Origin of the sequence: Streptomyces sp. NPDC051940, from assembly GCF_040680895.1 — a bacterium.
GTDB lineage: Bacteria > Actinomycetota > Actinomycetes > Streptomycetales > Streptomycetaceae > Streptomyces.
In genome coordinates this window covers 1-11,658 of sequence record NZ_JBFAXR010000057.1, presented here as the reverse complement: position 1 = coordinate 11,658, position 11,658 = coordinate 1, and the positions used below count along the sequence as shown (strand labels likewise).

Sequence of the window (11,658 nt, the reverse complement as noted above, 5' to 3'; positions counted from 1 at the left end):
GCTGGTGCCGTCGCCTCCCTTCCCGCTGGTGCGGGTCCGGATACCGACGCCGGGGCGGCCCTGGAGGCCCTCACCGATCCCGCCGGGCCGTTCCTGATCGGTGTACGGCACCACGCGCCGTCCCTGGCGGCGGCGGTGCCCGCGCTGCTCGACGCCGCCGGGCCCGAGGTGCTGCTCGTGGAGCTGCCCGCCGAGCTGCAGGAGTGGGTGCCGTGGCTGGCGCACGCGGACACCGTCGCCCCTGTCGCCCTGGCGGCGGTGCGGGACGGGGCCGCCGAACAGGGCCCCGCCTTCTATCCGTTCGCCGACTTCTCGCCCGAACTCGCCGCCGTACGGTGGGCCGCCCGGCGCGGCGTACCCGTGGTCGCGTGCGATCTCCCGCTCGCCGAACGGGCCTGGCAGGAGCGCGGGATGTCCGCCGAGGGGCCCCGGCGCCCGGGTCTGCAGGAGGCGCTGCGCTCCAGGATCACGGGGCGGGCCGGTGAGGATCTGTGGGACCGGCTGGTGGAGGCGCCGGCGCCGGGTTCCACTCCGGAGGCGCTGCGCCGCGCCGCGCTGCTGACCGGCTGGGCGCTGCGGCGGGACGCCGAGGAGGGCGCCGGCGTCGATCCGCTGGACCTGGCCCGGGAGGCGTGGATGCGCGAGCGGCTGCGCGAAGCCGCCGGGGACGACGGGGGCCGGCGGGTCGCGGCGGTCGTGGGGGCGTTCCACGCACCGGCGTTGGCGATGGCCGGTCCGGCCGCGGTGACGGGCCCGGACGACGGGACGGCGGTGTCCGGGGCGGCGGGTCCGGGCGGAGGCACCGCGGTGCCGGGTGGCCGCCAGGCATGGACCGTCTCCCTCATCCCGTACACCTACGCCCTGCTCGACGAGCGTTCTGGCTACCCGGCGGGGATCCGCGACCCCGAGTGGCAGCACCTCGTGCTGGAGGCGGGCGGGCGGCCCGCCGACCTCGCGGAGGCGCTGCTGCGCTGCGCCGTGCGGATCTGCGCCGAGTTGCGTGCGCAGGACCAGCCGTCCGGACCCGCCGACTCCCGCGAGATCGCCCGCCTCGCCGGTGATCTGGCCCGGCTGCGGGGACTGCCCGCGGCGGGGCGCGGCGAGCTGGTCGAGGCCGTGCAGACCGTGCTCGCACAGGGCGAACCCCTCGGCCGGGGGCGGGCCGTGGCCCGCGCCCTGGAACGGGTCCTCGTCGGCGAGCGCCACGGCCGTCCCACGCCCGCCGCCCCGCGCAGCGGGCTCGCGCCCGCGGTCGAGGCGGAGCTGGCCGCGCTGCGGCTGCCGGGGCCGGACCGGCCGGGCGCCGAGCGGCAGTTGCGGCTCGACCCGCTGCGCACCGAGCTCGACCGCAAGCGGGAGGTACTGCTGCGCCGCCTCGCCCTCTGCGGGATCCCTTACGGCGAGGAGCAGGCCGTCACCGGCGCGGGCGGCGCCGACGTGCTGTCGACCCGGTGGACCGTGCGCTGGACTCCGGCGACCGCCGCCATGCTCACCGCCGCGGGTGTCCGCGGCGTCACCTCCGCGCAGGCCGCCGAGGGCGTACTGCGCGAGCGGCGGCGGCTGGCCGGGGAGGCCGGCGGGCTCACCGCCGTACAGGCCCTGGAGCTGCTCGGGCACGCGGCGGCCTGCGGGCTGCCGGACCTCGCCGCCGAGGGGCTGGGCGACGTGGAGGCGGAGTTGCCGGCGGCGGCGACCCTGCCCGAGTTGCTCGCCGGGCTCGCCCTCGTCGACCGGCTCCGCTCCGGGCACATCGCCGGACTCGCGTCCGACGAACCCGAACCGGGCTGGCAGGCACGCCTCGACGCCTGCGCGGACACCCTCACCCTCACCGCCATCCGGCAGCTCGACGGACTCACCGGCTCCACCGACCCGCAGGACGCGCACGCCCTGCTCGAGCTGGCGCACCGGGCGGACGCCTTCGGGAGCATCCGGCTCGTGGACGCGCTGGCCCGGCTCGCCGCCGACGGTACGCCCCTGATGCGCGGCGCGGTGGGAGCCGTGCGCGTGCTGCTCGGGTTCGACGGCGCGGCGGACTTCGGCGACCGGGTGGCGTCCTGGGTCGACGCGGCGACCACCCCCGACGGGCGGGAGGCGCTCACCGCGCGGCTGACCGGACTGCTGACGGCGGCCGGCCCGTTGCTGGACGCAGCGCCCACCGCCCTGCATCCGCTGCTCGCCCGGATCGCCGCCGTTCCCGACCGGGCCTTCCTCGACCGGCTGCCCGCGCTGCGCGGCGGATTCGACACCCTCAGCCCGGCGGCCCGGGACCGGTTGCTGGACACCGTCGAGGAGCGGATCGGTACGACCGTCGCCGATCTGCCCGACACCGACCCCGGCACGCTGGCGGCCTGGACGGCCGCCGATCTCGCAGCCCGTGAGGTGCTGTCCGGGCTCGACCTGCTGCCGGAGGGGACGGCCGCCGGGGAGGCCGGTGGGCCGGCGGGCGCGACCAGTTCCGCGCGAGCGGAGTCGGACGCGACCGGCGCGACCAGTTCCGCGGAAGCCGAGCCGGACGCGACCGGCAGGACCGCGCGAGCGGAGTCGGACGCAACCGACGCGACCAGTTCCGCGGAAGCCGAGCCGGACGCGACCAGACCCCCAGGAGCCGAGCCCCCCGCCCCTCCCTCCCGTCTGGCCCCCGCCGACCGCTGGCGGCTGCTGCTCGGCCGTCGGAAGCACCAACTGGCGCCGGACTCCGCCCCGCTCGCCGCCGCACTGGACGAGCTGTACGGCTCGGGCCGTGGCGAGGGCTCCCGGGGCGATCTCGGCACGGGCCGCGGCAACGGGTCCGGTGGCGGCCGGGAGCCGGCCTATCCGGGCGTACGGGAGTGGGCGGAGGAACTCACCGCCCTCTTCGGCCCCGGCATCCGCGAGGAGGTGCTCGCCGCCGCGGCGGCCGGCGGACGCCAGGACGCGGTCTTCGCCCTCGACCCCGACAGCGCCCGCCCCTCCGTGGAGCTGCTGCGGACCGTACTGCAGCACGCCGGCGGTCTGCCCGAGGCGCGGCTGGCCGCCCTGCGCCCCCTGGTACGGCGACTTGTCGACGAACTGACCCGGCAGCTCGCCACCCGGATCCGCCCCGCCCTCACCGGACTGGCCACCCCCCGCCCGACCAGCCGCCCCGGCGGCGGACTCGACCTCGCCCGCACCCTGCGCGCCAATCTGGCCACCGCCCGGCGCGACGCCGACGGGACGGTCCAGGTGATCCCGGAGCGGCCCGTGTTCCGCAGCCGGGCGCGCCGGTCGGCCGACTGGCGGCTGATCATCGTGACGGACGTGTCGGGCTCGATGGAGGCGTCCACCGTCTGGGCCGCGCTGACCGCCTCGATCCTCGCCGGAGTGCCCACGCTCGCCACCCACTTCCTGGCGTTCTCCACCGAGGTGATGGACATGACGGACGAGGTGCACGACCCGCTCGGCCTGCTGCTCGAGGTCAAGGTGGGCGGCGGTACGCACATCGCGAAGGGCCTGCGCCACGCCCGCACGCTCGTCACGGTGCCGGCCCGCACCCTGGTCGTGGTCGTGAGCGACTTCGAGGAGGGCTACCCGCTGGGCGGCCTGCTCGCCGAGGTACGCGAACTCGTCGGCTCCGGCTGCCATCTGCTCGGCTGCGCCAGCCTCGACGACGCGGGCCGGCCGCGCTACTCCACCGGCGTCGCCGGGCAGCTGGTCGCCGCCGGGATGCCCGTCGCCGCGCTGAGCCCGCTCGAACTGGCCCGCTGGGTAGGGGAGAAGGTCCGTTGACACTGCCGGCCGTAGCACCCCACGTCACCGCCGAGCTGGTCGAGGCGCTCTCCCCGCGGCTGCGCAAACGCCTCGACGCCGCCGCGGCCAAGCTCCGCGACCGCCCGCCGGCGGTCGACGGGGACGTCACGCGCATCGCACTGGACGACGACACGGTCCTCGAACTGCACGCCCCCGGCGGCAGCGTGGCCACCGCCGAGGACATCCGGTGCGGCTGCCTGCTGGCACCGGCGTGCGTGCACCGCGCGGCCGCGGCGAGCGCGGCCCCCGTCGCGGAGGCGGCGCCCGAGGCGTACGAAGACCCGGACGGAGCGGCACCGGCCCAGCCGGAGGACGCCGCGGAGACCCGACCCGACACAGACGCCCCCCAGCCCTCACCTCCGCACGACGGCCACCCCGCCGCCGACGTCCTCTGGACCGCCGGCGCCGCCGTCCTGGAGACGGGCATCGACGGCGCCGGCGCCGTCCTGCAGGCCGAGCTGCTCCGCGCCGCCCACGTCGCACGCCTCGCCGCCCTGCCCCGCCCCGCCGCCGCGGCGGTCCGCACCGTGAACCAGCTGCGCGCGGCCCGGGCCGCCGACCCCGAGTACCGCCTCGCCGACCTCAGCGAGGACCTGCGCGAACTCCTCACCACGGCCCACCAGCTGCGCCGCCCCCACACCCCGCCGGACGTACGCGCCGCCGCCCGGGGCACCGCCCGCCGCGCCTACGCACCGGGCGGCTCCCTGCGCGTCTACGGACTGTGCACGGAGCCGGTGATCACCGCCACCGGCCACGCCGGCGCCGTCACCTGGGTCGCCGACGCCCAGGGCCGGCTGTACTCCGTTCCCGACCTGGCCCCGGGCGGCCCCTCCCGGGCCGTGGGCGCCGCCTCCCGGGCCGTACGGATGGGCGACACGTCCCTCACCCACCGCGAGCTGGCCCGGGCCGGGCTCGTCATCTCCGGTGCGACGGTCTCCGCGGACGGGCGGCTGGGCGCGGGCAAGGCCGTCCAGGCCGTACGGGCCTCGGGCGCGGACTGGACCGACCCGCCCCTGGACCGGCTCTGGGCCGAGCCCGTCAGCCGGCAGCTCGAACGGGCCCTGGGAGAGGGCCCCGACCTGCTCTTCCTGGAGGCCACCCTCCTGGGCACCGCACGCGAGACCGGCGGCGACTGCCTCCTCGCCGACTGCCAGGGCGTGCCCCTGCGCCTCACCGCAGCCCACGAACACCCCGAACTGGCCCACCGCGACAATCTGCGGGCCCTGGCGGGCCAGGTCGGTCTGCACCTGCGCCTCATCGGCCGGCTGGTCCGCGCCGGTCACGCCCGGGTCCGGCTCCTCGCCGTCGAACTCCCCTCCGGCCGCCACGATCTGGGCCTGGACCGCCTCCAGCGTTCCGATCTGCCGGAGCCCGGCGCCGGGATACCGCCCCTCGCGGGGGCCGCCCCCGCCGCGGCCCCCCTGCACGTGCTGGAGCGCCGCACCCAGCAGGCCGTCGCCGCGGGCCGCCGCGCCCTGGCCCTTCCCGGCACCGACGACGCCGCCCCGCTGCGGCACGCGGGGCTGACCACCGCCGCGGAACTCCTGGCCGGGCTGCGCCGGTCCGCCGCCGACCGGGGCCGCGACCACTTCGGCCGGCTGCTGCCCGCCGACGCCGACCGGTTCGCGCGCGCCTGGCTGGCCGCCGCCCTGTACGCGGACGAGGCCGCCGGTCAGCTGTGCCGTACGGCCTGGGCGGTCGGCGGGGACGAGGCGGACGGGTACGTCGGCGGAGACGAGGCGGAAGGGTACGGTGGTTGACCAGCGGACCCGACCCGGACACCCTTCCCCACGAGCGCCGGAGACAGCGATGCCCTTCGCACGACTCGCCCATGCCACGACCCCCGCCGCGCACATCGGGCTCGGCCTGGCCGCCGTCGGGCGGCCCGGCTACCTCAACCTCGACCGCGACCTGCCGGACGCCCGGACCGTGGAGCAGCTGCGCGAGCGCACCCACCAGCTGCTGGACGCCGCCTACTTCCAGGGCGTGCGCTACTTCGACACGGCCCGCTCCTACGGCCGGGGCGAGGAGTTCCTCGCCGAGTGGCTGACCGCCCGGCCCGAGGTGCGGGACATCGTCGTCGGCAGCAAATGGGGCTACACCTACGTCGGCGACTGGGACACCGACGCCGAGGTGCACGAGGTGAAGGACCACGGCGCCGCGGCCTTCGAACGGCAGTGGGCGGAGAGCTCGGCGCTGCTCGGCGACCGGCTCGACCTGTACCAGATCCACTCCCTCACCCCGGACAGCCCCGCCCTCACCGACCCCGGCGTGCACGCCAAGCTGGGCCGCCTGGCCGGCGAGGGCGTCACGATCGGCTTCTCGACCAGCGGGCCCGCCCAGGCCGACACGATCCGCGCGGCGCTCGCGGTCGACGTCGACGGGCAACCCCTCTTCCGTACCGTGCAGAGCACCTACAACCTCTTCGAGCCGTCCGTCGCCGACGTGCTCGCCGAGGCGCACGAGGCCGGGCTCACGGTGATCGTCAAGGAGTCCCTGGCGAACGGCAGGCTCGCCGGCGAGGCCGCGCCGCGCGTGCTGCGGGAGATCGCCGAGGAGTGCGGGGCCGACGCGGACGCCGTCGCGATCGCCTGGGTGCTCCGGCAGCCCTGGGTGGGCGTCGTCCTCTCCGGCGCCGCCTCCGTCGCCCAGCTCCACACCAACCTCGCCGCCGCGGCCGTGGGCCTGGACGAGCGGCAGCTGGCCCGGCTGGCGGACCTGGCGGAGAAGCCGGAGCCGTACTGGCAGCACCGGGCGGCGCTGCCCTGGCACTGAGGGGTCCGCGGGGGCGCGCGACACACGGGGGGACCATCCCCCGGGCGTGCGCCCCGCCCCGCCTCCGTCGATCATGGTCCCGTGACCACCGACATGACCCGCCGCATGCGCTGGGTGTCGTTGACCGTGCTCGTCCTCGCGGTGCTCCTGGTGGCCGTCGACGCCACCGTGCTCGGGCTCGCCGTCCCGTACCTCACGGAGGACCTCGAGCCGACCGGCACCCAGCTGCTGTGGATCGGCGACGCGTACTCCTTCGTGATCGCCGGTCTGCTGGTCACGATGGGCAGCCTCGGCGACCGGATCGGGCGTAAGAAGCTGCTGCTCACAGGGTCGGTGGCGTTCGGCGCGCTGTCGGTGTTCGCGGCGTACGCGGCCACGGCGGAGACGCTGATCCTCGCCCGCGCGCTGATGGGCGTGGCGGGCGCGACCCTGATGCCCGCCACGCTCGCGCTGATCCGCAACATCTTCCCCGACCCGAGGGAGCGCAGCCTCGCCATCGGCATCTGGGGCGCCATGACCTCGGCGGGCGCGGCGGTCGGGCCGGTGGTCGGCGGATTCCTGCTGGAGCACTACTGGTGGGGGTCGGTGTTCCTGATCAACCTGCCGGTGATGGTGGTGCTGGTCGTCGTCGGCGCGCGTACGCTCCCCGAGTCGAAGAACCCCGAGCCCGGGCCCTGGGACCTGCCGAGCGTCGTGCTGTCCATGGCGGGTCTGCTCGGCGTCGTCTACACGATCAAGGAGATGGCGGCCCACGGCCCGCAGCCCGACTCGGCCGTGGCCGCGGTCGTCGGCGTCGCGGGGCTCACCGCCTTCGTCGTACGCCAGCGCGGGCTCGAGCATCCGCTGCTGGACATGCGTCTCTTCCGCCACCGCGGCTTCTCGACGGCCGTCGTGGCGGACCTGCTGTCCGTCTTCGGCCTGGCCGGTGTGATCTTCTTCCTCTCCCAGTTCCTGCAGATGGTGCAGGGGCGGCCGCCGCTGGAGGCCGGGCTCGCGGAGCTGCCCGCCACGGCGGGCGCGGTCGTCGCCGGTCTGCTGGCGGGGCGCGCGGCGCGGCGCCTGTCGGTACGGACCGTGGTGGCCGTGGGCCTCGCGGCGATGGGGCTGAGCCTCGCCCTGCTGGTGCCGATCGGCGAGACGACCGGCTATCCGCTGATCGGCGCTTCCCTGCTGATCCTGGGCGTGGGCGCGGGGTTCTCCTTCACGGTGACGGCGGACGTGATCCTGTCGTCCGTCCCCCCGAAGCACGCGGGCTCCGCCTCGGCCGTGTCGGAGACGGCGTACGAGCTGGGCGCGGCGCTCGGTATCGCGATCCTCGGCTCGGTGGTGACGGGCGTGTACCGCGACTTCAGCACCCCGGCCGGTGTCCCCCCGGAGGCGGCGGACGCCGCGCACGAATCCCTCGGCGGGGCGGTGGAGGCGGCCGAGGACCTCCCCGCCCGCACGGGCGACGCGCTGGTCGACGCGGCGCAGCTGGCGTTCGTCGACGGCTTCAGCACGGCGGCGGCAGCCGGCGCGGCGGTCCTCCTCACGGCCGCCGCAGCCGCCTGGTTCCTCCTCCGCGGCCAACGCCTCGCAGACCACGCAGACGAGGACCTCTCGGCCCTCCACTGAGCGACCTGCCCAGCGCATACCGCCACCCGCCCCGCCCGCCTTTAAGCCCCTTTTCGCCCCCTCCTGATGGCATTGGGCTCACCAACCGCCTGACGGAGGAGACGACATGACCCCCCGACGCCGCAAGCTCTCGCTCGCCGGCATCGCCGTTCTCGCCGCCGCGGGTCTCGGGACCGGAGCCTCCGGTGCCATGGCCGACGAGGGCCAGGACCGCTCCGAGGTCCGGTACGTCGTGGACGAGGGCAGCGGTCAGGACTGCCCCGGGCACGACGGCGCCACCGACGCCGGCTCCGAGCTGTGACCACCCGCCATCCGGACGCGGGGCTCCTCGAAGAGGCGCTCTTCGAGGTCAAACGCGTCATCGTCGGCCAGGACCGCATGGTGGAGCGGATGTTCACCGCCGTACTCGCCCGCGGGCACTGCCTGCTGCAGGGCGTGCCCGGCGTGGCGAAGACCCTCGCCGCCTCCACCCTCTCCAAGGTCGCCGGCGGCAGCTTCGCCCGCCTGCAGTTCACCCCCGACCTCGTCCCGGCCGACATCACGGGCACCCGTATCTACCGCCCGTCCAGCGAGACCTTCACCATCGAACCGGGCCCCGTCGTCGCGAACTTCGTCCTCGCCGACGAGATCAACCGGGCCCCCGCCAAGGTGCAGTCCGCCCTCCTGGAGGTCATGGCGGAGCGCCAGATCTCCATCGGCGGCAGGACCATCCCCGTCCCCGAGCCGTTCCTCGTCCTCGCCACCCAGAACCCCATCGAGTCGGAGGGCGTCTACCAGCTCCCCGAGGCCCAGCGGGACCGCTTCCTGCTGAAGGTCGAGGTTCCGGCGCCGAGCGAGGACGAGGAACTGGCCATCCTCTACCGGATGTCCGTGGACCCCCCGCGGGCCGCCACCCTGCTCACCCCCGAGCACGTCACGAGGCTGCAGCGCGCCGCCGACGACGTGTTCGTACACCACGCGATCGCCCAGTACGTCGTACGCCTGGTCGTCGCCACCCGCGAGCGCGCCGCCCACGGCGCCGGCGGCCGCCTCGCGTACGGCGCGGGTCCGCGCGCCACCCTGGGCCTGGTGGCCGCCGCCCGAGCCCTGGCGCTGCTGCGCGGCCGCGGCCATGTGCTGCCCGCCGACGTACACGACCTGGCCCACGAGGTCATCGCCCACCGCCTGGTGCTGTCCTTCGACGCCCTGGCCGACGGCGTCGACCCGGGGGAGATCGTCGACGAGGTCCTCGACGCCGTACCGCAGCCGACGATCAGCCCTCAACAGGCCACGCAACACGCCACGGAGCAGGCGGCATGACCCCGAACACCGACCCCCCACCGCTCTCCGAGCTCACCCCCGAACAGGCCCTGCGCCATCTGGAGCTGCTGTTCACCCGCCGCCCCCACGGCCTGCTCCAGGGCGACCACCAGAGCCTGTTCCACGGCCCCGGCACCGAACCCGCCGAGACCCGCCCGTACGCCCCCGGCGTCGACGACGTCCGCCGCATGGACTGGAACGCCACCGCCCGCACCACCGTCCCGCACGTCCGCGTCACGCTCGCGGACCGCGAACTCACCACGTGGATCGTGCTCGACGCCACCGCCAGCATGGATTTCGGCACCGCCCGGATGGAGAAGCGGGACCTGGCCGTGGGGGCCTGCGCCGCCGTCGCGTTCCTCACCGAACGCGCCGGCAACCGTCTGGGCGCCCTGATCGTCCGCCAGGACGGCCTCCGGCTCGTCCCCGCCCGGCACGGCCGCCCGCACCTCCTCGGCCTCCTGCGTACCGCCCTGCACCGCCCGCGCACCGGCCCCGGACCCCAGCCGTACACCCTCGCGGACGCCCTGCGCCGGCTGCGCCGCGCCGAACGCCGGCCCGGGCTGGTCGCGGTGGTCTCCGACTTCCTCGAACCGGGCTGGCAGCAGCCCCTGCGCGACCTGGCCCGCCGGCACCAGCTGCTGGCCGTGGAGATCGTCGACCCGCGCGAACTCGAACTGCCCGACGTGGGCCTGCTCACCGTCGTCGACCCGGAGACCGGTGTACGCCGTGAGGTGCCCACCCACGTCCGCCGGGTGCGCGAGGGCTACGCCCGGGCCGCCCGCGAGCAGCGCGAGTCCGTCCGGCGCGGGCTGCGCGCCGCCGGCGCCGCGCAGTTGCGGCTGCGCACCGACCGCGACTGGGTGCGCGACATCGTGCGCCACGTCGCGGACCGGCGGCGCCGGCCGGGAGGAGCGGCATGAGCCTGAAGTCCCCGGACTGGCTGTGGCTGCTGGTGCCGCTGGCGCTGATCGTGGCCGCGTACGTCGTACTGCAGCGGCGGCGCAGCAGTTACGCCGTACGGTTCACGACCGTCGAGCTGCTGGACAAGGTGGCCCCGCGCCGCCCCGGCTGGCGCCGCCACGTGCCGGCCGCGGCGTTCTGCGCGATGCTCTGCCTGCTGGTCGTCGGCTTCGCCCGGCCCACGGCGGAGGTCCAGGTGCCGCGGGAGCGGGCCACCATCATGATCGCCCTGGACGTGTCGGGCTCCATGGAGGCCACCGACGTCCGGCCCAGCAGGGTGGCCGCCGCCAAGGAGGCCGCGCGCAGGTTCGTCGCCGGGCTGCCGGAGCGGTTCAACGTCGGCCTGGTGCTGTTCAGCTCCGCTGCGCCCGTCGTCGTACCGCCGACCACCGACCACGAGGTCGTACGCACCGCCGTCGCCCGGCTCGAGGTCAGGGGCGGAACGGCCATCGGCGAGGCGGTGTTCTCCGCCACGCAGGCCATCCGCTCCCTCGACGAACAGGCCCGTGAGGAACCGCCGCCGGCGCACGTCGTGCTGCTGTCCGACGGCGAGAACACGGCCGGCCGGCCCATCGAGGCGGGAGCGGAGCAGGCGGTCGCCGACGGGGTGCCCGTGTCGACCATCGCGTACGGGACGGAGAACGGAGCCGTCGAGATCGGCGGGCGGCTGCTCCCCGTACCCGTCGACGGTCCCGCGCTGGAGGACCTCGCGGCCACCACCGGCGGCAGCTACCACGAGGCGGCCTCCGGCAACGAACTCCAGGAGGTCTACGACGACATCGGCTCCTCCGTCGGCCATCGCAGCGAACAGCGGGAGATCTGGCCGTGGTTCGTGGCGGGCGGCCTGGTGGCCGCGCTGCTGGCGGCGGCGACGTCCCTGCTGTGGTTCTCCCGGATCCCCTAGGAGCAGGCACCCGTGACGACTCGGAGGGGTTCGCACATGACACCGCACCGCGGCATCGGCCGCCCGCAGGGACCCGACTTCCTGCCCGGCGCCCCGACGCCGGCCACGCTCCGGCCCGCGGCTCTCACACCCGTCCCGGCCGCAGCCCCCACGCCCCGGCCCCGTACCCGGTCGGTCGGCGCGGCGATCGTCGCCGCCCTGATCACCGGCACCCTCGCGGGATACGTCTCCGGCGGCATGGCCGCCGACGACGACACCGGTCCCGCCGCACAGCGACCACCGCCGGGGATTGCTGCCGCCCACACCACCCGTTACGGGTCGTCCTACCTGACACCGGG

The 11,658-nt window shown here is 76.0% G+C and carries 8 protein-coding genes and 1 pseudogene; all 9 read left to right on the top strand.

The window, feature by feature from the left end; translation table 11 throughout:
* Nucleotides 1-60 precede the first annotated feature (60 nt).
* On the top strand, nucleotides 61-3,744 hold the full coding sequence (locus AB0M28_RS22135) for a DUF5682 family protein (RefSeq protein WP_365407540.1): 3,684 nt from the start codon (nucleotides 61-63) through the stop codon (nucleotides 3,742-3,744).
* Nucleotides 3,741-5,525 carry a hypothetical protein gene (locus AB0M28_RS22130; RefSeq protein ID WP_365407437.1) on the top strand — a complete coding sequence of 595 codons (1,785 nt, stop codon included), beginning with the start codon at nucleotides 3,741-3,743 and terminating at the stop codon, nucleotides 5,523-5,525. The genes AB0M28_RS22135 and AB0M28_RS22130 overlap by 4 nt, the downstream gene beginning before the upstream one ends.
* A gap of 49 nt (nucleotides 5,526-5,574) precedes the next feature.
* Nucleotides 5,575-6,540 carry an aldo/keto reductase gene (locus AB0M28_RS22125; RefSeq protein WP_365407434.1) on the top strand — a complete coding sequence of 322 codons (966 nt, stop codon included), beginning with the start codon at nucleotides 5,575-5,577 and terminating at the stop codon, nucleotides 6,538-6,540.
* A gap of 93 nt (nucleotides 6,541-6,633) precedes the next feature.
* A complete protein-coding gene (locus AB0M28_RS22120) occupies nucleotides 6,634-8,154 on the top strand; it encodes an MFS transporter (protein WP_365407537.1) in 1,521 nt (506 codons plus the stop codon).
* A gap of 106 nt (nucleotides 8,155-8,260) precedes the next feature.
* Nucleotides 8,261-8,455 (top strand): hypothetical protein, encoded by a 195-nt coding sequence (locus AB0M28_RS22115; protein ID WP_365407431.1) that lies wholly within the window; start codon nucleotides 8,261-8,263, stop codon nucleotides 8,453-8,455.
* Nucleotides 8,452-9,453, top strand: coding sequence for an AAA family ATPase (locus tag AB0M28_RS22110; protein ID WP_365407428.1), 1,002 nt, complete (start codon nucleotides 8,452-8,454; stop codon nucleotides 9,451-9,453). The genes AB0M28_RS22115 and AB0M28_RS22110 overlap by 4 nt, the downstream gene beginning before the upstream one ends.
* A complete protein-coding gene (locus AB0M28_RS22105) occupies nucleotides 9,450-10,376 on the top strand; it encodes a DUF58 domain-containing protein (protein WP_365407425.1) in 927 nt (308 codons plus the stop codon). Before AB0M28_RS22110 ends, AB0M28_RS22105 begins: the two co-directional genes overlap by 4 nt.
* Nucleotides 10,373-11,320: a VWA domain-containing protein gene (locus AB0M28_RS22100; RefSeq protein ID WP_365407422.1), complete on the top strand. Its 948-nt coding sequence runs from the start codon at nucleotides 10,373-10,375 to the stop codon at nucleotides 11,318-11,320. The genes AB0M28_RS22105 and AB0M28_RS22100 overlap by 4 nt, the downstream gene beginning before the upstream one ends.
* 36 nt (nucleotides 11,321-11,356) lie before the next feature.
* Nucleotides 11,357-11,658 (top strand): annotated as a pseudogene (locus tag AB0M28_RS22095) (hypothetical protein); the annotation flags it as partial.